Source organism: Sphingomonas pituitosa NBRC 102491, assembly GCF_001598435.1.
In the GTDB taxonomy this organism is placed as follows: domain Bacteria; phylum Pseudomonadota; class Alphaproteobacteria; order Sphingomonadales; family Sphingomonadaceae; genus Sphingomonas; species Sphingomonas pituitosa.
Map to the genome: position 1 here is coordinate 21,391 of NZ_BCYY01000009.1, position 25,908 is coordinate 47,298.

Consider the following 25,908-nt stretch of genomic DNA (forward strand, 5'->3'; position numbering starts at 1 on the left):
CCGGCAGACATCAACCTCCACTATATAGATGGGAATTGTAGCGAAGAAATTATTGGGGTCCCAGAAGGGCATTGTTGGTCACCGCGAACCGCGCGCCCCAGCTTGAACCAAGGGATGCGGCGGCCGGGCAGGGGACCCGATATAAAGCCGGGCTTGGAGGCGTGTACAGATTTTGTACGTTCAAATCCTATCAACGCGATGGGAGGTTGTTGCGCATGTGTCGCGCTTCCCGCGCGCCTTCAGGGGGCAACCATGCACTCTTCCATTACCGCCGCACTGCTCGCTTGTGTCCTTGCGCTGCCCGCCGCTGCGCCGCCGCCGGATCGCGCACCGGCGGTCGGCGTCGCCAGTTTCGAAGCGCTGCCCAAGCCGCTGCCGCTGCCCTATGACGAGAAGGCCGATGCCGAAGCGGCCGTGAAGGCGGCGAAGGCGCGGGCGCTCAAGGGACACAAGCTGCTGCTGATCGATCTCGGCGGCAACTGGTGCCTCGATTGCCGCCTGCTCGCCGGTACGATCGAGCTGCCGAAGCTCAAGCCGTGGGTCGAGCGCCACTATGAGGTGGTGACGGTCGACATCGGCCGGCTCGATCGCAACCTCGCCATTCCGACCCGCTACCGCGCAGGGCCCAAGCTGGAAGGCGTGCCGGCGCTGCTCGTCGTCGATCCGAAGACCGACAAGCTGCTGAACGGCGGCCGTGTCTCGGCGCTGGCCGATGCCCGCAGCCTCACGCCGCAGGCGCTGGCCGACTGGCTTGCGCAATGGACGCGCTGAGGCGCCGTTCAGACCATTTGTTTCCGGGCGGAAGCCGAGCGGGAAGATCAGCCGGTTGGCCGGTGCGGCTTCGTGCACCGGGCGCCGCGTCATCAGGAAGGCGTAGAGCGCGTCCAGGTCCGCGTCGCGAACATGGGTGAAATGCTCATAAGGCAGCGCCGGGTAGAGGTGTGCGCCGGTGCGGCTTACCCCGTCCTTCATCGCCCGGCGGAAGGCCGCGGCGGACCAGTTGCCGATGCCGGTTTCCGGATCGGGCGTGAGATTGTCCGAATAGAGCGTGCCGAACGGCGTCGCCAGCGGACGGCCGCCGGCGAGTGGACGGCCGCCGTCGCGCGTGTGGCAAACGGCGCAATCGCCGAGCTTCGCCAGCATCGCGCCGCGCGCCACCTGTTCGGGGGCGAAGCTGGCCGCAGCGGGCGGGGCAATCGGGGCGATCGCGGGCCGCCAGCTCAGCGCCAGCGCGATCAGCATGCCGGCGACACCCACGAGCAGCGCTGCCGGCACGAGCCGGCGCCAGCCCAATCGTCGCAGCCAGCCGCGCATCACGCGGTCTTGCGCCGCGCCACAATAGCGGCCCAGGGATTGGGATGCGCCTCGCCCACCCGGTGCAGGGTGTTTCGATCCTGGTGCGGAAAGGGGGCGTCGTGGCCCTCTACCATCAACTCGGTATCGGTGACGTAGCTCCACGTCCCGTTGTCGTGAAAGCTGAGCGTGATCTGGTAGCTGTCGGTCCTGAACGCCTGGTCCAGGAAGGTCGTCGAACAGATGCCATATTCGGTTTCGCCGCGCTTGGCCGTGACGACGATCTCTTTTGCATCGGGCTTGGCGATGCCGGAGGCGATGGCGACCTGGCCGCGCGGGATCGCGATGGTCTGCAGCACCAGTCCCGTCGCCGGCTCCCAAAGCCAATAGCCCACCTGATCGTGGAAGGTGATGTCCTCTTCCTCGGTCGTGATGTGGATGTGGTAGCGCAGGCCATAGAAGAGCTGCGGGCCGTTCGCTTGCGGGTCGATCGCCTGGAAATCGATGGTCTCGATGAAGACGCGCCGCTCCGGCCCCTCCGGCTTGGGCGCCATGTCCACGCCCTTGCGGGCACGCCAGCGGCCGGCCAACGGGCGGAGCGGGCCAAGATTGGCAAGTGTATCGGGATCGACGTCACTGGGTTCGGTGAAGATGTCGCGCGGCGCGGGGATCATGATCGCTGTCCTGCTGAATGACCTGGATCCGCGCGGATGTGCGGCGCGGCTCGCGATCAAAAGTACAGACCAGCGGCCGGCGCGCACCCATACATTGGTATCAACGCCCCCCATCTCCGCCCAGGCTTTCCAGCAAACCGCATTGTTAAACGTGCGTATGATGGCGGCGCGGCGGCGGCGGCGCGAGAACCGGGCCATTGCTTGATCATCTAGGCAGGAGGGCGCGATGGGCGTCATGACGATGTCGAACTTGAACACCGTGGACGCGGCCGCCACGCTGCTCCCGCCGCTCGTGGCGCCCAGCGGCGCGGACGAGGCCAATCACCGGATCGCCAACAATCTGCAGCTCTTGTCGGTCCTGGTCGAAGGCGAGGCCCGGGGGGTTGCGGATGCAGCTGGCCGGGCCGCCCTCGACCGTATCCGCGCAAGGCTGGCTGCGATCGCAGGCATCCACCGCCAGCTCTACGCGATCGACACGTCGAACCGGGTCGACCTCGGCGCCTATCTCCGCGAGCTCTGCGCCGAGATGGGCCGCAGCCTTCCGTCGCACCGGCCGCTGCTCGTCTCCGCCGATCGGGCGGAGGTGCGCGGGGAGACGGCAGCGGCGCTGGGCGTGCTGATCGCCGAACTGGTGACCAACGCCTGCAAGCACGCCTATCCCGACACGATGCCGGGTGCAGTCATCGTCGCGCTGGCGGCGCTCCCCGGCGGTGCGTTGCGGCTGGCGGTGGAAGACCGCGGTTGCGGCCGATCGGGCCTGTCCGGCGATAGCGGTCTGGGCACGCGGCTGATCGACGCGACGGTGCGGCGGTTGCAGGGATCTGCCGTTTCGGAGCAGGCGATGCCGGGAACGCGCTTCCGCCTCCACCTGAACATGGACGCGCTGTGACCCCCCTCATCGCGATCGTTGACGACGATCCTGCCGTCCGCGGCAGCGTCGACAGCCTGCTGCGCTCGGCGGGAATGCGGGGACGGACCTTTGCCGCGGCCGAGGCACTGCTTGGACCGGACCGGCTGGAAGAATTCGACTGCATCGTCACCGACCTGCACATGCCCGGCATGTCCGGGATCGACTTGCAGGTGGAACTGGCCCGGCGCGGTTGCGCACACCCGCTGATCGTGATGACGGCGTTCCCCACCGAAGCGGCGAGCGCACGAGCGATGGCGGCCGGCGCGCGGGCCTTCCTCGGTAAACCCATCGATCCGGATGCGCTGCTGGATGCCATTGAGGCCGTAACGCCCCAATAGCGTTAAGCTATAGCATCTACAAATCTAAGTATGGCTGTGCTCCTATCGTTGGGTCGGAGATGATGCGGCCATGAAAACGTGTTGTATCTTTCCACGCCAGCTGCGTATCGGCACGGTACCGATCGCGCTGATCGTCGGCCATGTCAGTCCCGTCTACGGTCAGGAGTTGCCTCTACAGGCGGCACAGCATCGGGACGAGAATGGCGAGCAGGCGCGGCGTTCGCAAAAAGCAGTGACGGTAACGCTGACCTATACCAGCGACACCAATGCCGATGTGGACGGCGGCGGGCGGCGGGGCACGGCCTATCTTCAGCGACTGGGGGCGATCGCCGATGCCGATTTCGAGCAACTGGTGGCATGGCGCGGGGCGACGTTCCACGGCAGCATGCAGGCGATCCAGGGCACCGGCCTTTCCACAAGCCGAGTCGATAATCTGCTCACCGTAAGCGGGATCGAGGCTGCACCGGCGTTGCGAATGTTCAACCTGTGGGTCGAACAGAAGCTGGGCGGCGCGGCATCGGTGCGCGTCGGCCAGTTCACGGCCGGACAGGAATTCGCGATCGCGCCCACTGCGAACTTCTTCGTCAATTCCAGCTTCGGCTGGCCGGGCAGCTTTGCGCTGGATCTGCCCGGTGGCGGGCCTTCCTACCCGATCGCCGTGCCGGCTGTGCGGCTTGCAGCCAGCGGTGCGGCGGGGCGCACCACGTTCCGCACGGCCTTGTTCGCTGCCAACCCAACCGGCCGAGACCGTCGCGGCCTCGCCGGCTGGCGGTTCCGCGGGAAGCCGCTGGCGATCGCGGAATTCGTCCGCAGCGCAGGCGGCAAGGATCCCGCGTGGACCGTGGTGGCGGGAGGCTGGTGGAACTTCGCACCCGCGGCCGATCTGCGGCTGCCCGCCGGCACCTCGCATTCCGCCAACCGTGCGGTCTACCTGATCGGTGATGTTCGCATCCGGCCCAAGCTGCGGGGGTTTGTCCGGCTGACGCTGGCGCCCGAGGATCGCAATCCGGTCGCTCGCTATCTGGACGCCGGGATCACTGCGAAGGGCCTCCTCAAGGCCCGGCCGGACGACATCCTCGGGCTTGCCGTCGCCACCGCGTGGATTGCGCCGGCGCTGCGCCCGAATGCGTCAGGTGCCGAGCTGGCGTTCGAGGCGAGTTATCAGCTTGCCGTGCACGGCACCCTGTCGCTGCAGCCCAACGTCCAGTGGATCGTGCATCCCGTCTCCCCCGATGCGCTTGCCGGGCCCGCCCCCCGGCAAGGAAATGCGCTGGTGATCGGGCTGCGCACGGCGCTGCGGCTGTGAAGTTTCGATTGCCGATGCGGAGCGGCACGGCGCGAAACGCGCGAGATCGCTCGAACATGGGGATGGTGGCGATAGCCCTGGCGGCCGACCTGCTGATCGCACTCGCCAAATTCGCCGTCGCTGCCGCGACGGGCAGTTCGGCGATGCGCAGCGAGGGGATTCATTCCACCGTCGACGCGCTGACCGAAATCGTGCTGCTCTATGGGCTCCGCGCCTCCCGGCGACCCTCCAACCAGCGGCATCAATTCGGCTTTGGCCGCGAAATCTACTTCTGGAACTTCATTGTCTCGCTGCTGATCCTCGCCGTCGGCGCGGGAGTCAGCCTGCACGACGGCGTCCGCCAGTATCTGAAGCCCGAACCGCTGGGGGCGCCGCTCGCCATCTATGTCGTGCTGGCCCTGGCGTTGCTGGCGGAGGCCGCTTCGCTCTACGGCGCCCTGCGGGCAGCGGGTCTGGACCATCCCCGGCAGAACTGGTGGCGCTATCTGCGCAACAGCCGCAATGCGACCTCGCTGACCGTCATCTTCGGGTCGATCAGCGGCATATTGGGGCTGCTGGTGGCAGCGATCGGCACCGGCGCGGCAACGTGGTTCAGCGAACCGCGCTTCGACGGCATCGCCTCGATCGTGATCGCGGCAATCCTCGCCGCAACGGCGGTGATGCTGGCGCGCAACAGCAAGGATCTGCTGATCGGCCTGCCGGCAGCGCGCTCAACGGCCGATTCGATCCTGTCGATCACGGCCGGTCACGCCCTGGTGAAACGCGCGAACGGGCTGTTGTCGGTGCACATGGCGCCCGACCAGATCCTGGTCGCCATCAGCGTCGAGTTCGTCGAGGCCGGGACAACGGCCTCGATCGAGGTTGCCATTGGTGCGATCGAGCGGGCGATCAAGCAATCGCACCCGGAAGTGGTGACGTGCCTCATCAAGCCGCAAAGCCGCGCGCAATTCGCGCAAATCGCCCGCGGCCGGGGATGGTGAAGCGGATGCATATCGCGTCGGAAGTCACCCCGGAGATTGGCGGCTACAAACCTATGTTTCGCATGCAGCAGCTTGGTCTGCCGATAGGCTGAAACCGTCACGGCAGATCTCTTCCTTTGGGATCACCGGCTGCACGCGCTGCGGGCGGCTGGATTGCTGCGGCCGAGGAGGTTCCAATGCATGCAGCGGCGGGCCGGCCATGAGCCGCAAACGACCCGAAGGCATTCGCGCATACGACTCCCCCGCGGGCGGCTGGGGCGCGTTGCAGGCCGTGGCGGTCGCGCTGAAGCGCGAGCAGATCGCCGAGCAGGGCACCCGCGCGCTGCTCGCCAACAATCAGCCCGACGGGTTCGATTGCCCCGGCTGCGCCTGGCCCGATCCCGCGCACACCTCCGCCTTCGAATTCTGCGAGAACGGCGCAAAGGCGGTGACGTGGGAATCCACCGCCAAGCGGGTGCCGCCGTCCTTCTTCGCCGAACACACCGTCAGCCAGCTATGGCAGCAGTCCGATCACTGGCTGGAGGGTCAGGGCAGGCTGACTCACCCGATGCGCTACTACCGGGAGAGCGATAGCTATGTGCCGGTCAGCTGGGAGGAAGCCTTCGCCGATATCGGCGCGCGGCTGAACGCGCTCGACCATCCCGACTAGGCGGAATTCTACACCTCCGGCCGCGCATCGATCGAGCGCGGCGATCGTCTGCTACGGCATGGGGATCACCCAGCACCGCACCGGTACCGCCAATGTGCAGCAGATCGCCAATTTGCTGTTGCTGCGCGGGAACATGGGGCGGACCGGGCCGGGCATCTGCCCGCTGCGCGGCCATTCCAACGTGCAGGGCAACCGCACGGTGGGCATCACCGAAATCCCGAACGACGCGCTGCTCGCCGGAATCACCAAGGCGTTCGGTTTCGATCGACGTAGTGACCATCGGCCTGGCGATTCCGGCGATGCTGCTGCTGTGCTTCGTGCTGTCCGAAGGCTGGTATCTGTGGTGGACCAATGCGCCGGTACTGGGCTGGGCGCTGGCCGCCGCACTGCCGCTGCTCGCGCTGCTGTTCTTCCTCGAGGATCGCCGGGCGCGGCCGCTCTTGTGGGTGCGCTGGTACGCCACCCGTGACATCGCGCTGTTCGCCGCGATCGCGCTGGGGGCCTGGATGGATACCCGCCTGCAGGCTGCCGTCGCGCTGGTTCGAAGCCTGGGCGGCGGCTGGCATCGCTGACGCCCGCCGCGCCGACGCGAAAACGAAGGGCGACGTGCGTCGCTCTCCGCGCGTTCGATCCGGCGATCGTTACTTCTTCACGAAGGCCAGCAGATCGGGGTTGATCACATCGGCATGGGTGGTGAGCATGCCGTGCGGGAAGCCCTTGTAGATCTTGATCTCGCCATGCCGGAGCAGCTTGATCTGCAGCTCCGCCGCATCGGTATAGGGCACGACCTGGTCGTCATCGCCCTGCAGCACCAGCGTGGGGACGGTGATCGCCTTCAGGTCGTTGGTCTGGTCCGTTTCCGAGAAGGCCTTGATGCCTTCATACTGGGCGAGCGCGCCGCCCATCATGCCCTGGCGCCACCAATTGTCGATCACCGACTGCGACACCTTGGCGCCCGGACGGTTGAAGCCGTAGAACGGGCCCGAGGCAACGGCGGTGTAGAATTCGGCGCGGTTCGCCGCGAGCGCGGCGCGGAACCCGTCGAACACCGCGATCGGCGTGCCGCCGGGGTTGGCGGGGGTCTTCAGCATCAGCGGCGGGACCGAGCTGACCAGCACGGCCTTGGCGACGCGGCCCTGCGGCTGGCCGAACTTCGCCACATAGCGCGCGACTTCGCCGCCGCCGGTGGAATGACCGATATGGACGGCGTTGCGCAGATCGAGATGCTCGACCACGGCCGAGGCATCGGCGGCGTAATGATCCATGTCGTTGCCAGTATCGACCTGCGACGAGCGGCCATGCCCACGGCGATCATGCGCGACGACGCGGTAGCCGTTGGCGAGGAAGAACAGCATCTGGGTATCCCAGTCGTCGGCGCTCAGCGGCCAGCCATGATGGAACACGATCGGCTGTGCGTTGCGGGGGCCCCAGTCCTTGTAGAAGATCTCGGTGCCGTCGCGCGTCTTCACATAACCGCTGCTCATGATGTGGTCTCCAGATTGATAGGTGGGGTTGGCAGCCAAAGCGGCGCGGGTAATGCACGCTGCGGCGGCGATACCCGTCGTGGCGGTCAGAAGACCGCGCCGGGAAAGATGTAGCTCGGGTGTATTCATGTCAGCCTCCCGGATCTTCGGAAATGACGGGCGCACATCGGCTGACGCCGTAAAGTCGTTTCAGGCGCTGTGCAGGTCGATTTCTCTCGTTCCGCCGATCTATGCCGATCGGAGGGGCGGCGAAATCCATACAAAGGTTTGGCGGATAGCGCCGAAGCATGGTGGCAACATCGGAGCAGTCCCGCCGGCCCGGTAAAAGCAGCCGATTGGCCGCCAAACCATTGTATGATTTCAATGGGAAGCTCGCACGCCGAGGTTCCGGTCCGTTGCCGCAGACGGAAGGATCTTCGATATGGAACCGCGCGAATCACGACAGGCCAGCAACCGCTCCCAACCCGCCCTCGCATCGCGGAGCGCCGTGCTGTCGATCGTGTCGGACACGATCTGCCCATGGTGCTTTGTCGGCAAACGCAGGCTGGAGGCGGTGCTGCCCACCCTGCAGCAGGAAGGCTTCGCGCTGTCGGTCGAATGGCTGCCCTACCAGCTCAACCCCGACATGCCCGACAAGGGGATGGATCGCGCGACCTATCGGGCCGCCAAGTTCGGGTCGATCACCCGGAGCCGCGATCTCGATGCACAGATGACGGCGGTGGGCAGCGAAGTCGGCATCGATTTCCACTATGAGCGGATCGCGCGCACCCCCAATACGCTCGCTTCGCATGTCCTGATCGCCGATGCCCGCCGTGCAGGCGGGGAGCGCCTGCAGGACCGTACGGTCGAGGCCCTGTTCACCGCCTATTTCGTGGAAGGGCGCGATATCGGCCGGCAGGCGGTGCTGCGCGACATCGCCCGGACGCTGGGCTTCGAGCACGGACCCTCGGTGAGCGCGGACCTGATCGAGCTGGTGGACCAGCAGAGCCTGGTCGCGCGCGAGGCGGGCATCCACGGTGTTCCCACCCTCCTTTTCAACGAGCAGTTCCTGCTGAGCGGGGCGCAGTCGCCGTCGGTCTTGCTGGAGGCGCTTCGCCAGGCACTGACGCGGCCGGCCGGTGCGACGGCGGAGTTCGCGTCGTGAGCCCGGGGCAGGGGCGCAGGCCGCGCGTCGTGGTCGCCGGCGGATCGATCGCCGGTCTCGGAGCCGGGGTGGCGCTGCACCGCGCCGGAATCGACGTCGATCTGTTCGAACGGGATCCATCCACCCTGCGCTCCACCGGTGCGGGGCTGGTGATCCAGCCCGAGCTGACGGCCCTGGTGCAGGTGCCGGGCGGCCCGGGCCTGCCGATCACGCGCTGCGTCGGCCGGCGAACGCTGGAACCGGACGGCAGCGCAAGCCCGCTACAGGCGATGCCGCAGACCTTCACCTCCTGGCAGGCGGTCCACTCGGTGCTGCTGCGGCAGTTCCCGGCGGAGCGCTATCATGCCGGTGCGGTGGTGGGGGAGGCGGCGCCGCACGGCGATGGCCTCACGATCCCGATCGCCGGCTTCGGCACGGTGGAGGCCGATGTGCTGATCGCCGGTGACGGCGGCCGATCGGCGATCCGGCGCCGGATGCTGCCCGAACTGGAAGCCGGCTATGCGGGCTATGTCGCGTGGCGCGGGACGATACGGGAGGCGGACATGCCGCGAGATCTGGTCGCGGTGTTCGACGACGTGTTCACCTTCGCCGATGCGCGTTCCGGCGGGCATGCGCTTGCCTATTTCATCCCTGGCGACGACCTCGGCACCGGGCCCGGCGAGCGCCGGATGAACTGGGTCTGGTATGTCGGCGCCAGTCCCCGGGAGCGCGACGCACTGCTCGTCGATCGTGATGGCCAGCAGCGTGAAGCGTCGCTGCAGCGCGGGATGGCGCGGGAGGACGTCGTCGCGGCGTTTCCCGCGTTCGCCGCTGCCGAACTGCACCCGGCCTTCGCCCAACTGGTCGCGGCCACGCCCGATCCGTTCCTTCAGACGATCGTCGATCTGGGCGTGCCGCAGAGCGTGTTCGGGCGCACCGCCCTGATCGGTGACGCCGCGTTCATCGTCCGCCCGCACACCGCTGGCGGGGCCGCCAAGGCGGCGCGCGACGCCCTTGCCATTGCCGATCAGCTGCGACGGACGGACATCGGCATCGACGCTGCGCTTGCCGCATTCCAGCGGGACCAGCTCGCCTATGGGCGCGATCTGCTCGCTTATGGGATCGCGCTGGGGCGGCGCTGGGCGCGGCTCTGATCGAAGTGCCGCGGGGGCAGCATCATGCCTCCGCGGCCAGCAGCGGCAGGCCGAACTGGAAGATCGTGCCGCCCTCCGGGGGGGGGGATGGGCTTCCAACTTGCCCGAATGGGCTTCGATGATCGAGCGGCAGATCGCCAGTCCCACCCGGTAGATCAGGCCAGCGGCATGCGCATGGCCGAGCGCGATGGCCGCCGCACAGGCGATCGTGAGAAACCTCTCGATGGGGATCGGGTCGGTGAAGCGGCTGCGCAGCGATTGTCTTGCGTCGTCTGCATAGACCAGCGACAGGCTGTCCGCCGTTCGGATCAGCGCCAGCGGCACTCTTGCCCAGGAGGCATCAAGGCGAGCTTGTGCTGAGTGCGCGGTGGAGCGCAACAGAAGCGTGCAAGCTGCTGGACCAGGAAGCGCGATTCGCCGATGAGACCCTCGTCAATCTCGACCAGCCTGTGTGTCGTCCGGCTCAGCCAGGCATCGTCGAGCAGCCGATCGGCGGCGAACGTCACGCGGCGGACCTGCCGTGGAGGCGCGTCGACAAGGCGCGGATTGCTGGATTCGGCCCCATAAATCCTCGGAAGCGGCGATCGGCGATGGATAGGAGGGGGGCGCACGATCGACGATCATATGATGGATTAGCCGGACATTTCGGGCGTGCGCTGCGACGGTCGCAATCAAGATGCGTGTGACAGTCGCCGAGAGGGATGTTGTCCCCAAGGGCCGCGGCCAAACTGCCAAGCATCTCCTTGTTACCGCTTTGGAAAATCAGCGCGCTCCGGGAGCGAAGCCTTGTTCTGCAACGGTCAAGCCGCGGCCTCCGAACGCCAGAAGCCGCGCTGAACCACATCTCGTCCATGCGATGATTTTGACGCTCGGTGAAAAGACTGCTAGCGGCGTCGCCTCGTTCAGCCCGTCGCATTCCTGCGCGTAGCCGTTTGTCGGCAGCGCGCCGCGCGAGGGCGAGACGTGGGGGTTACCCGGCGTGTCTCCACCTGTTGCATTCTTCGATGCGCAGGGCGCCCCCGCGCACAGAAGATGAGCACGAATGATCAAGCGTCTCCCGGTGGTTCTTTGTCTGTTGCCGATCGCACTCGGTGGAACGACAAATATGCGAGTGTCGGCAGCGAGCCCCGTCCATAACGCGGTGGTGCCGCCCGTACCGAAGCCATCGATCGAGGCACTTCCCGCCGCGCCGGAACCTGCCGGTTTCGAGTCGGTGGCGAAAGCCGCTCCGGATGCGCGCGAGGTTGCCTGCGTGGCCAAGGTCATCATCCATGAAGCCGGTAATCAGCCGCTTGAAGGCAGGATGGCGGTCGCGCAGGTGATTCGCACCCGGATGGAGGACGGTCGTTTCGCCAAGAGCGCGTGCGCGGTAGTGAAGCAGCCTGGGCAATTCTTCGATGTAGATGCCTATCATCCCGAGCGAAGCGATGACCGCTGGGACTCTGCCGTCGAGCTTGCACGTGCAACGTTGAACGGGGAGGGGGACGACGTCGTGCCCGGAGCGCTGTTCTTCCACGCCGTGGGCACCGAGATGCCCAGCCGCACCCGTGTCGGGCGTGTGGCAGGACACGTTTTCTACCGTTGAGCTAGGTGTGTAGTCCCGGCATTTGATGGGTCGGATCGAGTGTGAGTCGTTCGGGCTCGATTGTCCAGATTTTGCAGATGTATTCGAAGGGCGTGAGGCCCTTGAGGGTCTTGAAGCGACGGCCGTACTTATAGGCGTCGATGAAGTCGTGGACGTGGGCGTCAAGCTGTTGGTGGCTGTCGTAAGGATAGCATTTGACGGTGGCTTCCTTGATCGTGCGGTTCATCCGTTCGACTTGGCCGATATGTTGCTCCAGTTAGAAAGGCACATTCCGCAGCCAGATAGAGATGGCATAAACCGCTGTCGGCAGCGGGGGCTGCGTGGAGCCCTCCACCTAGCGCAGCGCTGCCCCCGCTGATGCCCCAACCTCCCGGCTCCTGACCTTGGGCCCGCTGCGCACGCAGCGGGCCCGGTCACACGGCTTCAGCATTTGCCTGGGCTGATTAAGGCGCCGCTAGCGAGCGAGGTTTGCCTTTCCCAGATAGGTGTCAAACCAGTCTGCTGTCGCTGCATAAATGCTTCGAATGTTGGCGGGGGATTGCGCGAGGCTGTGACTCTCCCCGGCGTACCGCAGCAACTTGGCCGTCTTTCCCTGCGCGTACAGCCCATAGAAGAAGCGCGCGGCCTGCGAAGGAGGCCCACGATTATCGAGATCACCATGGATGATCAGCAATGGCGCGGTCACGCGATCAACATAGGAGAGAGGCGAAACCGCCGCGTAGCGGGCGGCATCCTGCCAAGGCGGCGCGCCAGTGCCGACGAGGTGCTCAAGCTCCGCCCAGTTATCGCTCTTTTCATGGGCGATGCCAGGGTATCCGACGGCTCCGGGATCCATCTCCCCGTAATGGCTCGAGAAATCGCTGATGCCGGCCATCGCGACGCCCGCCTTGAACGGGTTGTCTTGGGTAAGAAGAGCAAAGACGCTGTATCCGCCGAAGCTTTGGCCGAACACGCCCAGACGCCGCGGATCTGCAATGCCCAATTCGGTCAGCTTGTCGATTGCCGGCATCACGCCGTCCCGGATTCGAGCATAGGCGTTCGCGCCCTCCCGACGGTCCCCCAAGGGCATCGACGGTACCAGCACGACATAGCCGCGGGCCGCATAAAGCTGCAGATTGTAGATCCCCGGCATGAACGGGTCCGTGTAATACTCACCGTCCAGGCGGCGCACGACATAGCCGCCATACACCCAGACCAGGACCGGATAGCGGCGGTCTGCCCGATAGCCCGGCGGTAAGATCGCGACGGCGTTGAGGGTCGCACCATTCAGGCCCGTATAGGTGATCAGACGCCGCTTGCCCCAATCCACGGACGCGAGATGGCCATCCAGCTTCATAAGATCGCGGGTCTTGTCGGTTGCGACGCTTGATAGGTGGAGAATGAGGCCGGTTTGGCTGCTTTCCGTCCAAAGCAGCGTGTCGAGATCGGGCCGATCGTCCATCACCGCGCTTCCCGCGGGAAGCTCCAAGGTTCGTTCTGCTGCGGCCGGCGGCGTGTCCGTGCCGGCGGGGACGATGCTGCCATCAGCCGCCGCGAGGAACGGCGCCGCCTTGGAATCCCGCTGGCTCGCCCGCGCGGTGAACGCGATGCGACCATCCGGCCTCCAGCCGAGGATCGTCAGCGGATAGCGCGCCGCGGGGAGGCCCTCGATCCAATGGATCGTTGCATTTGGCGCGACATCCAGAATGCCGAGGCGCCGTTCCACGGTCCAATTGTCGTCGGTGTTGTTGGGCAGGGTCTGTCCCGCCTCGGGTTGCAGCGCACCCAGCGTCGCCAGCACCCCCATCCGCTTGCCGTCGGGCGATAGCCAGAGGCTGAGCGCGCTGCGAAAGGGATAGTCCGGAACCGTCGCGATCGTTTCGGCGCGGCCGCTGGCCGTGTCGACGATACGCAGGATGGCCTGATTGCCATCGTCGTGTGGCATGCGCGCTGCGCCGCTGCCCATCGCCAGCGCGGTCGGTTCGGATCCGGCGCGGAGCCGCGCAGCGGTTCGCGCCGCTTCCGCGAACGGACGACCATATTGGTCGAGAAGGCCGGACACCTGATCTGCGGCCAAGCTGACAACCAACAGCCGATGATCGTCGAGCCACAGGAACGGGGCCCCGTCCTCGTCGGGATTGCAGGCATGTGCCTTTATCCGGTCTATTCGACCTCCATGCAGGTCGAGTTTGTCCAGCGCTCCGCCGTAACGGCTTTGTGTCATCACTGGCGTGTCGCCCATGCGGGCCACGCTGCCGTCCTCGCTATTCCAAACGTAGAGGCGCACATTGTCGCCGCCGCGCGGCTCGGTTCCGGAAGGCTGCGTCGACAACAGTGCCAACCGACGACCGTCAGGGGACCAGCTGGCACACCAATAGCCGGCAGCGCTGGCGCGACCGTCGGTGAGGGCTCGATGCTTCCCCGTCGCGGCGTCGATCAGCCAGACGTCACTTCGGGTGGGATCGATCTCGTATGCAGTTCGCCCATAGACCTCACCATGCCGGGCCGGACGTTGAATGACAGCGGCAATCCACTTGCCGTCAGGCGAGAGTGTCGCCTGATCAATGCGTTGGACGTCGAGGACATCGTCGATGGTCAGCGAATGACGCTGCTGTGCCCTCGCCGCCGGCGCCATGATGCAGAGAATTGCGGCTAACAATGCTAATTTCATTCATGGCTCCCAGCTGAGGGAGTTACGTGGTTCATTAGCATTTTGTCAGAAGTCCGGCCGAATTTCGGTTCAGACCTCGCCGTTGGCGAATGTAGCTTCAATAGGGGGCCGAACGCGCTTTAGCTTCGGAGTGCATAGCGTCCTGCGGTCGATCTTCGGTTCCGCAGGGGTAGGGACCGCGAACACGCCCACCGACTTCGAACTGCGCACCGGCTCGCTGTTGTTCCGCTTGCGGTGGTGCGGTCTCGCCGCCTGCATCGCCTGCGCCATCGCGAGCGCCGCGCCGAGACGCTTGTTCTCCACGATCTCGGCCTGGTTCACCCGCTGCATCTTGTCGTAGACCCGGTAGGGGAGGACGACCTCGCAGTGCCGCACCTCGATGCGGCCGTCGGGGAACTCGCAGACATGGACTCGTTTGCGGGCCAGTGTCCGCGCCAGCGGCGTCGGCCTCCATGATGAACATCGCCTTGTTTTAGTGCAGCGCCAAGGCGCCGGTGCCCGAGCGCTCCACGCGCCAGACCAGCTCCGCCTCGACATTCTCGTGCGGGCCAAGCGGGCGATGCGCGTCCCGCGGATCCGTCGGCACGCAGGCGCAGCGGGCATTGTGCTGGGCGAGGTACGAGGGGAGGAAGCGGTTGGCTTCGGCGATGCTGGAGATGCCCTCGAACCGCATCGCTTTCACCAGCCTGTCCTGCAGCGTGCTGCTGGCGCGCTCGACCCGGCCTTTGGCTTGCGGCGAGTTGGCGCAGATGATCTCGATGTCGAGCGCATCCAGGGCCCGGCCCAGATGCGTCATGCCGTCGCTATCCGCCGAGGCGCGGTTGTTGCGGAACACGCTGTGCTTGTCTGAATAGAAGGCAATCTGCTTGCCGTGCCGCGGCCCTCGAACCAGTCATGGTCCGAGCCGTCGACCTGGATGAGCTCGCCGCAGCGCTCGTGCCGATTGCGGGTCTGGTGGAGCCTGGCGCGCTTGGCGGCCCTGGCTTTCCACAGGCCTGCGCCGATCATCAGTTGGCGCAGCGTCTCGTGCGACAGCGTGATGCCGTGGCGCTCGGCCAGATACTCGGCTGCCAGTGTCGGGCCAAAATCGGCGTAGCGCTGGCGCACGATGTCGACGACATCCTCGCGAAAGGCATCGCTGAAACGCCGGTTGCTGGGGCGTCCGCGCTTCCGTGATACCAGGCCAGCAGCGCCGTCAGCGCGTAGCTGGCGGAGCAGCCGATATAGCTGACTGCACTCCAGTCCGAGCAGTTGCATAGCCCGAGCTGGCCGAAGCTCGCCGCGCTCGAGCCGCATCAAGGTGTCAAACCGGTAGATCTCGGTATCGCCGCACACCCTCATTGTCGAGGGCGCCCATGGACACGATCGCCTCAGCGAAGGCACGGTTGTGCCATTTCTATTTTGCTGAGCTGTGCCATTTGTACGTTGCGCTTACACCCCGCTCACACCGTTGTTGCCGCCAGTTAGAAAAGGCACATTCCGCCGCAAGATAGAAATGGCACAAACGCCGTTGGCAGCGGGGGCTGCGTGGAGCCCTCCTCATAGCGCAGCGCTGCCCCCGCTGATGCCCCACACTCCCGGCTCCTGTCCCCGGACCCGCTGCGCACGCAGCGGGCCCGGTCACACCGCCTCAACGATGCAGCTCGTGCTATCGGGTATCGCGTCGCCGGTCGCTTCGGCGAAGAAAGCAGACAGGCAGATCCCGCCCAACCCGTTCGTCGGGGGAGGAGCTGCGGTTTCCTCTTAGCGGCCCCTGCCGGTACCCGAAAAACACCTGTTTTTCGTTCATCCCCCTACGAGCCGTGTGCCGCTTCGGTCCGAGGCCGGATGGCTGAATGTGGGGCGGAGCTGCCATGCGGGATTTCGCATTCCGGTGGAAAGCGGACGGCCGACATCCGGTCGAATAGCTTAACCAGCTGCCATCCCGATATAGGGAAAGAAGGAGCGTCTCAGAACCCCATTTGCCAGCTTTCTAAATGAGCCAGATTGCCGGGCTGCTATAGCATTTGCTGCTTCAATAGGCAGCGCTACCATATCCCAGTTAGCGTGCGGCCCATGAACGCTTCAAAGTTACGAAGAAGGAGATCGGAATGTATGATCTTGGCATGGAGCTTAGGGATCGTCGCGCTCGTCACGTCGTTTGCCTGGCAGGCCAATGGCATGGCTGAGCAGCCCGGGCACGTCACCGGCATCGGTGGAATTTTTGTCAAAAGCAAAAACCCCGAGGCACTGGCGCGATGGTACAAAGAGGTGCTGGGCCTCGACGTCGCCTCATGGGGCGGCGCGGCTCTGCCGTTCGACACCCCTGGCCATCCGCCGAAGGTGTCCTGGATGGCTTTCCCGGACACCACCGATCACATGATGCCCTCGACGCGGGAGTTCATGGTGAATTTCGCGGTCGACGATATGGACGCGATGATCGCGAGGCTGACGGCAAACCGCGTCCCTATCCTCAAGCGGGACGACACCGACGCCTTCGGCAGGTTCGTTTGGATACGAGACCCGGACGGCACCAAGATCGAGCTCTGGCAGCCGAGGTAGGTGGTAGCCATCGTGCCGATCAGTGCGCGGGCTTTCGCCAAGGCGTGATAAGTTTGTAGCGGGTCACGTCGGTCGCGCCGGTCTTTTCGGCCCTCAAGAGGCCTCGGTCGATCAGGTGAAGCACAGCGTCTTGCGCGCTTCGCTTGGAGAGGCCTGTGCGCTCGGCGAGCTGAGCATGGCTGACGCGCGTCAAGCCCGACTCTGCCGAGGCAAAAAGCGAGAGGTAGACCAGGAAAGCCGATGTTCGGCGATCGTGACCCACCAGGTCGCGCATCAGGGTGTCGAGGACGTAAGCGTCCAATGCATACTGCTTGTCGACCATCGCTACGGAAATTAGCATATGAGGGGCGGGCCGCAACTGATCGGCGTCAAGGGAGCTCGGCCATGATCCGAAAGCTGAACTATGTCGGCATCGTGACAGGCGATCAGGATCGTGCGATGGCATTTTGGACGGAAATCATTGGCTTCGTGGTCGCCACCGATCGCCCGCTCGGCGAGAAGCGCTGGATCGAACTGACGATCCCCGGCGCACAGACTGGCATCCTTCTGTTCACGCCGGAAGGGCACGAGGAGAGGATCGGCACTTTCTTCAACGGATCGTTCGGCTGCGACAATGTGCAATACGAATATGAGCGACTGTCGGCGAAAGGCGTGTCCTTTCTCGGACCACCTCTGGCCAAGCCCTTTCCGCACGTCTACTTCAACGATCCGGACGGCAACACCTTCTTCCTGTCTAGCAGATAACAGGGGGCTGCCCGCTCCGATCGGGAACATATGGGCGAGGGCGCCCCGGCGCTGAGGCGCGATGCGGATTAGGCCCGCGGCTCTCCCACAAGCTCTTTCTGGTGCCATCCGAAACCACCTGTTTTTCGTCATCTTCGCCACAGCGCGTGAACGTGGTGGAAAGCAGAACTACAGCTTCCGGTGAGCGGATCCGCCGAAGCAGCCCTTTGTTGACGTGGGCGAGCAGCTAGCGACTCTCGACCAGCGGCCGGCTAAATCCCGTTTCGGTATGGACCTTCAGTTCGCCATAAGTGCTGCGAGGCACTCCTCCAGTTCGACGCTTCTGAACGGCTTTGTAAGCCGCGGCAGGCTGGGAGCGATCCCCTCGATTTCTGCATATCCAGATACAACAAGCACCGGCAGCTCGGGGAATCGTTCGCGGAGCGTCAAAGCCAACTCCACTCCATTCATGCCCGGCATAAGGTGATCGGTGACGAGGAGGTCGGGCCTGATGCCTTGGGCTATTAGCGCCAATGCGGCTTCGCCTGAGTCCGCTTCCTGTACCTGGTAGCCTAGCTCTTCGAGCATATCTGCAGTGCTCGCTCGTACGAATTCCTCGTCGTCGACGAGAAGCGCAAGCCCGCGCGCATCGCTGGTGAACACTCGGGCATCAGATGCTTCGTCGCTATCTGGAACCATCGTGCTGATGGGAAGCCACAGCTCGACGTTGGTGCCCACGCCCTCTCGGCTGTGTATGGTAAGTGCGCCGCCCAGCTGGGCGGCTAGACCGTGTGCCATGGAGAGGCCGAGGCCTGTGCCCTTGCCAATCCCCTTCGTGGAGAAGAATGGCTCGATAGCGCGGGCGAGCGTCGGCTCGTCCATGCCAACACCGGTATCAGCCACCGAAAGTCGGACATAGTGCCCACGCTTGACAGCGCCGCGCGGGCTGCGAACACTTTCACGCGTCGCGGTGATCCGCAGCGTGCCGCCTTGCGGCATCGCGTCGCGCGCGTTTACTCCCAAGTTCAGCAGCGCCATTTCGAGTTGATTTGGATCGGCCTTTGCGGGCGGCAGGTCGTTCGCCACTTCGACCACGACACGGACCTGAGGGCCGGTCGTGCTCGCGAGCAAATCCGCCATGCCGTTCACGAGTCTTCCTACATCGACTGCCGCGGGCTGCAGTGGCTGCCGGCGCGCAAACGCGAGAAGACGCTGGACTAGCGTCCTTGCCCGGTCCGCCGACTGAAGCGCACCTTCGATCAGCCGCTGCTCACGCTCACCGCCCACCCCTTTGCGCTGAAGGAGATCGAGCGACCCGATGATCGGGGTAAGCAGATTGTTGAAGTCGTGCGCAACACCACCGGTCAACTGGCCCATCGCTTCCATCTTCTGACTTTGACGCAGCGCTTCCTGAGCATGCTCCAACTCCAAAGCCGCCTCCTTCTCGGATGTCACATCACGGCCGACCGCATAGAAAACCTCACCTTCGGGAACGAACGTCCAGGAGATCCAGCGCCATGATCCATCCGCGTGGGCAAACCGGTCCTCGAACCGCTCGACAGTCTCACCGCGGAGAAGTCGCCTCATCGTCTCCTCACCCGACGCATGATCTTCAGGATGCACCTGTTCTCTGAAGGACAAGGACAGCAAAGTGTTCATGTCTCGCCCCAGCGTGCTCTCCCATGCCGGGTTGATGGCCTTTAGCATGCCATCGAAGCCCATGACGGCGAGCAGGTCTCGACTCATCTCCCACACCCGATTGCGCTCAGCCGTCCGCTCGGTGACTTCGAGCTCAAGCCGGTCATTTAGCTCGCGCAGACGAAGCTCATCCGCTTTGCGCGCCGTTATATCGATGGCAGTTCCGATTACCCGAAAACAGGTGCCTTGGGCACTGAACAGGCCGCGCCCCTTTGCAGCGACCCAACGGATAATCCCGTCTTCCTTCCCCACCGTTCGATACTCGACGTCATAAAGCGCTCGGACGTCAGGGTCGCTTGCGGCCTCATATGCCGTTCTGGTTCTCTCCCGATCCTCAGGATGCACCCCGTTGAGGAAGTCGTCCAAGGTGACCGGTACGTCAGGCGAGATGCCGAACATGGCCTTCACTCGAGGTGGCCAGAACATGCGGCCGGAGGCCTGGTCGACATCCCACTGGCCGATCTCCGCCACCTGGAGGGCAAGCCGTAGCTGCTCTTCGTTTAGCGCGAGCTTCTCCTCCGCATCTCGCCGCTCATCGATGTCGATGACTGAGCCGACATAGCCAAGGAATTCTCCATCATCGCCGAAGCGTGGGCTCGCGGCATCTATCGCCCACCGATAAGCGCCAGAGGCGTGGCGAAGACGATATTCCACTCGGAACGATGTCTGACTTGCGTTCGCCTGCGTGAACGCGTGCTCGGCACGCTCCCTGTCCTCCGGATGTGTCGCCTCCAGCCAGCCATGACCTTCCGCCTCTGCGGCAGTCTGGCCAGTGAACTCGTACCATTGGCGATTCAGGTAGGTGCAAAATCCGGTGGGATCAGTGACCCACATCATGACCGGAGCATGGTCCGCCATGTTGCGGAAGCGGTCTTCGCTCTCCCGCAGCGCCGCCTCGCGCGCCTTGTCCTCGGTTAAATCGCGCGCTTCGATGACCGTGCCGACCGGCTGACCATCATCACCGGCGATGGGCGAAGCTGTAAATGCGACAGGGTAGAAGTGCCCGTCCTTGTGAACGAAGACCTCTTCCCCCCGCATTCTCTCGCGCTCGGGAAAGGCTTGATCGATGGGACAATCCTCGATCGGGTACGGTCTGCCATCAGGGTGTTGGTGGTGAACCACGTCGTGCAAAGGCCGGCCCATCACTTCCTGCAGCCGATAGCCTGTGAGTTCCTCTGCCGCCGCGTTCATAAAAACGCAGTGCTGCTTTTCGTCCATCAGGAAGAGGGCCATTGCAGAGTTGTTCACAATGGCGTTTAGCCGCCGTTCGGTAGATTGCACCTGCCCGCCCTTTGTATCGAATTGGCTCATCCGACCGTGCTCCGCCGTTCAAATAGTGAACTGACAACCTGTCAGCGTTCGTCAAGCACTTTGAAACGCGCCGGCTATGCCGGAGGCATTGGGTTAAGAGTCAGCTGCCATATCGATGTTGTCTGTGGCAGCATAATTTTGCTTGCTACGGATGATGTGTTCGCCGCTTGGGCGAGGCATATTGGATGTTGGCTGACATACTAATTGCGGCCGAAGCGGATGCCTATCGGCATGCACCTAGCCAGCCCTCCGAAGGCTGAGGTATTCCTGCGTCGGCGAACGATGCCACCGGTGATGCCGATGCCGGCGATAAGCAAAGCCCAGTGATCAGGCTCCGGGACCCCACTCGAGAATCCGCCGGCATAAGACCCGCGAAGAGAGCCGGACTGCCTGATGGCCGGGTCGCGCGCTCCGTATTCGAAGTTTGTGTAGTAGGTCGCGCCTTCAACGAAAATGCTGTCGAGAGTGAGCGGCTGGCCGTTATTGGCCTGTCGAAGAACGCCACCAATTGAGACCAGCTGCGTTTTTCCCGCGCTCCCGCCGAAAGGTTCAGCCGCGTCGCCCATGGTCGGCTTGCCGGCCAGAAAGAATGTGAACGCAAGCGCCTCTTCGCTCATGTTTGACCCGGGGAAGAAGGAGAAGGCGCGGTAGAGTTCGATGAAGGGGGTGTACACGGCCTCGGGCGATAACGGGTATGAGTAGCTACCAAGCGTAATGGCCGCATTCGAGAGGGCCAAATCATATATCGCATAGCCGTCCGAGCTTTCGAACAGCGCTGCTTTCGCGGGATCGAACGTAAAGGAAAAGCTGAACGAGCTACCGACTGGAACCGAGCCGGTAAGCGGCAGTTTGCCTAGGACTTGCGACAGCGTGCCGGATCCGCTGTACGTCACGGGCGCTGCCGCAGCCCCGGAGCCAGCGGTAATGAGACAGCTGGCTGCAATCAAAACAGATATGCGCATGAAATGTCCCCTTTTTTCTCGAAGTTCGCTTAGCATGCGTTCTTCGGCTCTGCGGTACAAGCAAGGATGAGGGTACGTCAGCGGTTCGACGGGCAGGCTGAAAAAGCCGTCTTTCCCCGACCCCGTCCAAAAAGCTGCCTGTCGCACATTTAGCTATGAGGCAGGTGGGCGCCTCGCCAGCGGGATTTGCCCATTCCTTTCGGAACGGTTACGGAACAAACCTGCATGATTGATTGATCGGGGAACGATACGTGCCTGAGATGCCGAAGTCCCACGTGTGGCAACCGCACCACCTCCAGCTCGCTGTCACTGCCGCTGGCGTAGCTTTGTGGGCCTGGAACGTCGACACGGACGCTCTCACGCTCGATGAACAGGGCTTCGATTTGTGGGGCCTGCCATGGTCGGATTACGTGACCTTCAGCGATTTGTCGGCCCATATCCACCCTGCCGATCGCGACCGCGTGCGTGCCGCATTCGCGGCAACCCGCGCCGTGCTGGGCGCCTATGAGACCGACTTTCGCATAATTGTCGGCGAGGAAATCCGCTGGATTGCCGCCCGCGGCCAGGGCGAAGACGTCGGTATTGTCGGCCGCACGATGTTCGGCATCTTTCTTGACGTCACCGCCCGCAAGCAAGCCGAAGAAGGGCACGAATTGCTTGCCGGCGAGATGAGCCACCGGGTGAAAAACCTGCTGGCCATCGCCTCCGGGCTGACAGCGATCACGTCGAGAACTGCCGCCAGCACGGAGGATATGGCGCGGGAGTTGGCGCAGCGCCTTGCGGCCTTGGGGCGGGCACATGATCTGGTGCGGCCGTTACCCAACGGACAGGGCCGCGCCACTCTACTCGGCGACCTCTTGTCCGTGCTGCTCGCCCCGTACGATGATCTGGGGGCTTTCAGTGGGCGCATCCGGGTTGCAGTAGAGCGGATGGGCGTCGGCGAGAAGGTAGCGACCGCCCTGGCGCTTATCGTCCATGAGCTGGCAACCAACTCTGTGAAGTACGGTGCCTTAGGTTCGCCGACGGGCACGCTCGACATATCCAGCTCTTCTGGCCCGGGGCAGGTCTGCCTCACCTGGCTTGAGCGAGGGGGACCAGAGGTCAAGGCGCCGGATGCGCTTGCAGGCTTTGGCAGTGAGCTCGTCAGGCGAAGTGTCCATGCACAGCTCGGCGGCTCGATCGACTATAACTGGTCCGAGGGTGGCGTCATCGTGACGATCCTTATGGCCCGGGGCCGCTTGGCAGCATGAGGACGCGGATTGAGGTCGCCGCTCGGGAGGGGGGGGCACATAGGTATCGCCTGACGGAAGGAGGATGTCGCTCCTCCCATGGCAATGGCGGCGTCGGAGGGACAGACGCGCATTGGATAGAAGCGACCCTGTGACGCTAGCAAATTGCCGGGAGCCGTTGAGACACCCATTCGTGCACCCTTCAGCAATGCCGAAGCGGACGACGAATCGGCTTCGGCGCCGGACAAAGAAGCAGGATGCGGCTGCTTAGCTTGGTAGCGCAAACATGGCAGCGACCACGCGTTGAGAGACTTGGTTTACGAACGGCAGGATGAGCGCATTGACGGCTGCCGATGCGCACTAAAGAAAAGTCGTTGCGTGATAAATCATTATGGCCTGATTTTACCTAGTCTCAGCGGTTCCAACTGCATCGACCAAATTAACTATTCCCCAAAAAGAGCAGCGAAATTCGGAAGATACTGATGACCTTAGGGGAAGGATCATAAACCAAGCCTCTATATCCACTGCAAACGTCACCAACGTGGATGAAGTTAGGAGATTTGGATGGAATGGTTCAAGGCGGAGGCGCCGATCAGGAAGAAGCTTCAGGTTGCCTTCGGGGCGATGATCGCCGTGATGTTGATACGGGAGATTCTGTCGTTCTTTGATGCCGGCTGGATCAGCGTGGCCGTCGATCTCGCAGCCATCGGCATCGCGGCCCTGATTGCCGCGAAGCTCCGTGCCGCCATCGCCGACCCCTATGTCGCGACGGTCGTCCGCATGGAAGGATTGGCTGACGGCGATCTTGCGAGCCCGATTGCATTCACCCACTACAAAGACTGCGTTGGTCGGATGACGAAGGCGATGCTGACGTTCCGCGATGCGGCGATCGAACAGCAACGGCTCGCGAATGAACAGGCAGAGGTGGTGAAAACGCTAGGCGAGCATCTTCGCCGCCTCCGCGCAGGAGATTTGACAGCGACAATCGACTGTGAATTTCCGTCTGACTACGCAGCGCTGCGCGATGACTACAACCTCACGCTGGGAGGCCTGCGGGAACTGATCGGAGCGGTATCGCTCAGCGCGACTACCATCGAAAGTGGCGCGAACGAGATTGCAACAGCTTCGGAGGACCTCGCGCGGCGAACGGAGGCGAACGCTGCAAATCTGGAAGAAACAACCGCAGCGATCACGCAGATGGATGGCCGCCTCAAGCAGACCGCCGCAGCAGCTGCCAAGACGGTGTCTCGTGCGGATGCCGCGATCGCGACCGTCGCAGGCGGGCGCGTGATCGCCGACGACGCAGTATCGGCCATGGGCAGGGTTTCGGATAGCGCCAAGGGCATCGACAGCGTCATCGAAGGCCTGGACAAGATCGCCTTTCAAACGCGTGTTCTGGCCATGAACGCTGCCGTGGAAGCCGGACGCGCTGGCGAAGCTGGCCGTGGCTTTGCCGTCGTTGCCGATCTCGTCTCTGCTCTCGCGATGCGGGCTGAAGAGGAAGCCGGACGCGCGCGTGATCAGCTCACCACCACGCAGACGGAGATTCTGTCGGCGGTAGATATGGTGCGAAAAGTGGACGGGGCGTTCGTCGGGATTTCGGAGGATGTCGCGGAGGTCCACGACCTTCTCGGCAATATCGCGAAGGACAACAGCGCACAGGCGAACGCCGTCACCGAGATCAGCGACACGGTCAATGCCATGGACCACACGACACAGCAGAATGCGGCGATGGTCGAGCAGACCTCCGCTGCAGCGCGCAACCTCGCCAGCGAAGTCGGTCAGCTGACCCAGGCGGCGTCGCAATTCAACATCGGCCAGCAGCAGGAACGCGGGTCAAACCGCTCCGGGTGGAACAAGGCGGCAGCGTACGCTCCGCAGAAACCAACCAGAGCGCGGGCACCCGTCCCTAGCACCGAGGAATGGTCTTCGTTCTAACCGCAGCATCAGGACACGCGATGCCGGTCGCGTGCCCAAGGCTGTAGGCACTTGCAATCCTAGCGACCCTTGCTCGCAAACAGCGCGGTTTTCTGCTCACGCTTTTTGCCAATCGTACGACCCAGTGAGAAGCCGACGTTTATCGCGATGAATTTCGACGGTTCGTCCATTCCCTTGCCGCGTCACCCATCGTCTTCGCTTGTCCGTCCCTGAGATAGGCCATGAAGTCGCGGTCGAAGGTGAAAGAGGCTCCGCAGACAGTTACGAAAAACCGTCGAGCATTTTGGGTGTTTCTGTAGTTTTGTCCACCGGGGTGGTCGCTTCAATAACGCCGCCGTGCCAGTCGAAACCTGTCATCTCTTTACCCCGGTTGTTAGCTGAACCGCTGCGCCCGAGCCTCGTACCGCAAGGTTGGCCAATCATGCAGAAGGCGTGAATGTCTGACGTTGGGGCGGGAGCGGACCCGGCAGCTTTGCCACCAAGCCCAGCAAATTTCGCTGCCAAGAGGGACATAACGAACGGGCGGCTAAGCATCTGAGGAGCCATTCCACCCGATACGGGCAAGGCTGCCCACGAGGGTCGAGCGAGCGATGCCGAAATTCCTGCACACTGCGGCCTTGCTGGTGCCCGTTGCCAGCGCCGTGGTGATAGCTTCCATCTTTTCGGCATCGATCGTCGGCGGCCTGCCGCCCCTACGCCCTCTGCGTCTAGCGGCCGCAAGACCGGCCAGCACCCGTTCCCGGGTGAGGGCGCGCTCGTACTGCGCCAACGCACCGAACAGGGAGAACAGCAGCTCGCCATGGGGTGTGGCGGTGTCCATCTGCTCCGTAAGCGAGCGGAATGCGATGCCGCGCTCCTTGAGATCCGCAATGATCGACAGGAGGTGCGGCAAAGATCGCCCGAGCCTGTCCAGCTTCCAAACTACCAGTGTGTCGCCTTCAGCCAGGTAGCCGAGGCAGGCTTTGAGGCCAGGCCTATCATCCCGCGCGCCAGATGCTTTGTCCGTATGAATGTGCCGTGCATCGACACCCGCCGCGATCAGCGCATCACGCTGCAAATCGACGGTTTGGCGATCATCCGACGACGACACCCGCATGTATCCGACTAGCATGTGCGACAAACCCTCAAAACCACGTTGTCGCACACTGTACCAAAGCGACAGGATTTGTCGCGCACTCAATGACGCGGAACGCCCCGGCCAAATATGTTTGTGGATCAGGTGTCGGAAATCATGTGTTTTCCGACAGGGAGGGCACGGCGGCTTGCGACCAGATTAGGACGTTCCGTCCTGGCAGGCGAAGGACTGCTTGTATCAAAAGCTGCCAACCCAGCCGGGTTCTGGAAAAAACGAATTCGCAAG

Annotated in this window: 21 protein-coding genes and 5 pseudogenes; 14 read left to right on the forward strand and 12 right to left on the reverse strand. The window is 63.8% G+C overall.

The features are described 5' to 3' along the window. Positions 1-252 precede the first annotated feature (252 nt). A complete protein-coding gene (locus tag SPI01S_RS09450; RefSeq protein WP_066721540.1) occupies positions 253-771 on the forward strand; it encodes a thioredoxin family protein in 519 nt (172 codons plus the stop codon). A gap of 147 nt (positions 772-918) precedes the next feature. Here SPI01S_RS09450 and SPI01S_RS23245 read toward each other — a convergent pair. Beyond that, a pseudogene (locus tag SPI01S_RS23245) lies at positions 919-1,314 on the reverse strand (cytochrome c); the annotation flags it as partial. Then, positions 1,314-2,165, reverse strand: a complete 852-nt coding sequence (locus SPI01S_RS09455) for an FABP family protein (RefSeq protein ID WP_245653531.1) — start codon at positions 2,163-2,165, stop codon at positions 1,314-1,316. The gene SPI01S_RS09455 and the pseudogene SPI01S_RS23245, both read right to left, overlap by 1 nt. 28 nt (positions 2,166-2,193) lie before the next feature. On the opposite strand from SPI01S_RS09455, the gene SPI01S_RS09460 reads away from it, so the two are divergent. The 6 genes and pseudogenes from SPI01S_RS09460 to SPI01S_RS23005 all read left to right on the forward strand — a co-directional run bounded on the left by SPI01S_RS09460 (position 2,194) and on the right by SPI01S_RS23005 (position 6,722). Further along, the gene (locus SPI01S_RS09460; RefSeq protein WP_066721544.1) at positions 2,194-2,856 is read left to right on the forward strand and encodes a sensor histidine kinase; all 663 of its coding nucleotides are present in this window, start codon (positions 2,194-2,196) and stop codon (positions 2,854-2,856) included. Then, positions 2,853-3,215 carry a response regulator transcription factor gene (locus SPI01S_RS09465; protein WP_066721546.1) on the forward strand — a complete coding sequence of 121 codons (363 nt, stop codon included), beginning with the start codon at positions 2,853-2,855 and terminating at the stop codon, positions 3,213-3,215. The genes SPI01S_RS09460 and SPI01S_RS09465 overlap by 4 nt, the downstream gene beginning before the upstream one ends. Before the next feature lie 70 nt (positions 3,216-3,285). Beyond that, positions 3,286-4,521: a carbohydrate porin gene (locus SPI01S_RS09470; RefSeq protein ID WP_084253358.1), complete on the forward strand. Its 1,236-nt coding sequence runs from the start codon at positions 3,286-3,288 to the stop codon at positions 4,519-4,521. A gap of 62 nt (positions 4,522-4,583) precedes the next feature. Then, positions 4,584-5,501: a cation diffusion facilitator family transporter gene (locus SPI01S_RS09475; RefSeq protein ID WP_066721550.1), complete on the forward strand. Its 918-nt coding sequence runs from the start codon at positions 4,584-4,586 to the stop codon at positions 5,499-5,501. Positions 5,502-5,700: 199 nt separating this feature from the next. Beyond that, positions 5,701-6,430 (forward strand): annotated as a pseudogene (locus tag SPI01S_RS21740) (hypothetical protein); the annotation flags it as partial. Beyond that, the gene (locus SPI01S_RS23005) at positions 6,423-6,722 is read left to right on the forward strand and encodes a hypothetical protein (RefSeq protein ID WP_066721553.1); all 300 of its coding nucleotides are present in this window, start codon (positions 6,423-6,425) and stop codon (positions 6,720-6,722) included. The pseudogene SPI01S_RS21740 and the gene SPI01S_RS23005, both read left to right, overlap by 8 nt. A 69-nt stretch (positions 6,723-6,791) precedes the next feature. Here SPI01S_RS23005 and SPI01S_RS09490 read toward each other — a convergent pair whose 3' ends face one another. Further along, positions 6,792-7,634: an alpha/beta fold hydrolase gene (locus SPI01S_RS09490; RefSeq protein WP_066721555.1), complete on the reverse strand. Its 843-nt coding sequence runs from the start codon at positions 7,632-7,634 to the stop codon at positions 6,792-6,794. A gap of 421 nt (positions 7,635-8,055) precedes the next feature. On the opposite strand from SPI01S_RS09490, the gene SPI01S_RS09495 reads away from it, so the two are divergent. Continuing rightward, positions 8,056-8,778, forward strand: a complete 723-nt coding sequence (locus tag SPI01S_RS09495; protein ID WP_066721557.1) for a DsbA family oxidoreductase — start codon at positions 8,056-8,058, stop codon at positions 8,776-8,778. Beyond that, a complete protein-coding gene (locus SPI01S_RS09500; protein ID WP_066721559.1) occupies positions 8,775-9,911 on the forward strand; it encodes an FAD binding domain-containing protein in 1,137 nt (378 codons plus the stop codon). The genes SPI01S_RS09495 and SPI01S_RS09500 overlap by 4 nt, the downstream gene beginning before the upstream one ends. Before the next feature lie 308 nt (positions 9,912-10,219). On the opposite strand, the gene SPI01S_RS09505 is transcribed toward SPI01S_RS09500, so the two are convergent. After that, positions 10,220-10,417 carry a hypothetical protein gene (locus SPI01S_RS09505; RefSeq protein ID WP_066721561.1) on the reverse strand — a complete coding sequence of 66 codons (198 nt, stop codon included), beginning with the start codon at positions 10,415-10,417 and terminating at the stop codon, positions 10,220-10,222. Between the two features lie 536 nt (positions 10,418-10,953). On the opposite strand from SPI01S_RS09505, the gene SPI01S_RS09510 reads away from it, so the two are divergent. Next, entirely contained in the window at positions 10,954-11,496 is a 543-nt protein-coding gene (locus tag SPI01S_RS09510) for a cell wall hydrolase (RefSeq protein ID WP_084253361.1), read from the forward strand. 1 nt (position 11,497) lies between these two features. Here the strand turns inward: SPI01S_RS09510 and SPI01S_RS09515 are convergent. The 3 genes and pseudogenes from SPI01S_RS09515 to SPI01S_RS23345 all read right to left on the reverse strand — a co-directional run. After that, a pseudogene (locus SPI01S_RS09515) lies at positions 11,498-11,737 on the reverse strand (integrase core domain-containing protein); the annotation flags it as partial. Positions 11,738-11,950: 213 nt separating this feature from the next. Beyond that, entirely contained in the window at positions 11,951-14,146 is a 2,196-nt protein-coding gene (locus tag SPI01S_RS09520; protein WP_084253362.1) for a S9 family peptidase, read from the reverse strand. Between the two features lie 69 nt (positions 14,147-14,215). Beyond that, positions 14,216-15,487: pseudogene (locus tag SPI01S_RS23345) on the reverse strand (helix-turn-helix domain-containing protein). 753 nt (positions 15,488-16,240) lie between these two features. Between SPI01S_RS23345 and SPI01S_RS09530 the strand changes: the two are divergent. Continuing rightward, entirely contained in the window at positions 16,241-16,687 is a 447-nt protein-coding gene (locus tag SPI01S_RS09530; RefSeq protein WP_066721570.1) for a VOC family protein, read from the forward strand. A gap of 19 nt (positions 16,688-16,706) precedes the next feature. Here the strand turns inward: SPI01S_RS09530 and SPI01S_RS09535 are convergent, their stop codons facing one another. Next, positions 16,707-17,009 (reverse strand): helix-turn-helix domain-containing protein, encoded by a 303-nt coding sequence (locus SPI01S_RS09535; RefSeq protein ID WP_066721750.1) that lies wholly within the window; start codon positions 17,007-17,009, stop codon positions 16,707-16,709. 62 nt (positions 17,010-17,071) lie between these two features. Between SPI01S_RS09535 and SPI01S_RS09540 the strand changes: the two genes are divergently transcribed. Further along, on the forward strand, positions 17,072-17,431 hold the full coding sequence (locus SPI01S_RS09540) for a VOC family protein (RefSeq protein WP_066721572.1): 360 nt from the start codon (positions 17,072-17,074) through the stop codon (positions 17,429-17,431). A gap of 276 nt (positions 17,432-17,707) precedes the next feature. On the opposite strand, the gene SPI01S_RS09545 is transcribed toward SPI01S_RS09540, so the two are convergent. Beyond that, entirely contained in the window at positions 17,708-20,419 is a 2,712-nt protein-coding gene (locus SPI01S_RS09545; protein WP_084253363.1) for a PAS domain S-box protein, read from the reverse strand. A 200-nt stretch (positions 20,420-20,619) separates the two neighbouring features. Further along, positions 20,620-21,381, reverse strand: coding sequence for a PEP-CTERM sorting domain-containing protein (locus SPI01S_RS09550; protein WP_066721576.1), 762 nt, complete (start codon positions 21,379-21,381; stop codon positions 20,620-20,622). A 260-nt stretch (positions 21,382-21,641) separates the two neighbouring features. On the opposite strand from SPI01S_RS09550, the gene SPI01S_RS09555 reads away from it, so the two are divergent. After that, positions 21,642-22,631 carry a sensor histidine kinase gene (locus SPI01S_RS09555; RefSeq protein ID WP_066721577.1) on the forward strand — a complete coding sequence of 330 codons (990 nt, stop codon included), beginning with the start codon at positions 21,642-21,644 and terminating at the stop codon, positions 22,629-22,631. Positions 22,632-23,174: 543 nt separating this feature from the next. Then, positions 23,175-24,548: a methyl-accepting chemotaxis protein gene (locus SPI01S_RS09560; protein WP_066721580.1), complete on the forward strand. Its 1,374-nt coding sequence runs from the start codon at positions 23,175-23,177 to the stop codon at positions 24,546-24,548. 139 nt (positions 24,549-24,687) lie between these two features. On the opposite strand, the pseudogene SPI01S_RS23350 reads toward SPI01S_RS09560, so the two are convergent. Together SPI01S_RS23350 and SPI01S_RS09565 are read right to left on the reverse strand one after the other, a co-directional pair. Continuing rightward, positions 24,688-24,840: pseudogene (locus tag SPI01S_RS23350) on the reverse strand (DUF6434 domain-containing protein); the annotation flags it as partial. A gap of 234 nt (positions 24,841-25,074) precedes the next feature. Next, a complete protein-coding gene (locus tag SPI01S_RS09565) occupies positions 25,075-25,659 on the reverse strand; it encodes a recombinase family protein (protein ID WP_066721582.1) in 585 nt (194 codons plus the stop codon). Between the last annotated feature and the right edge of the window lie 249 nt (positions 25,660-25,908).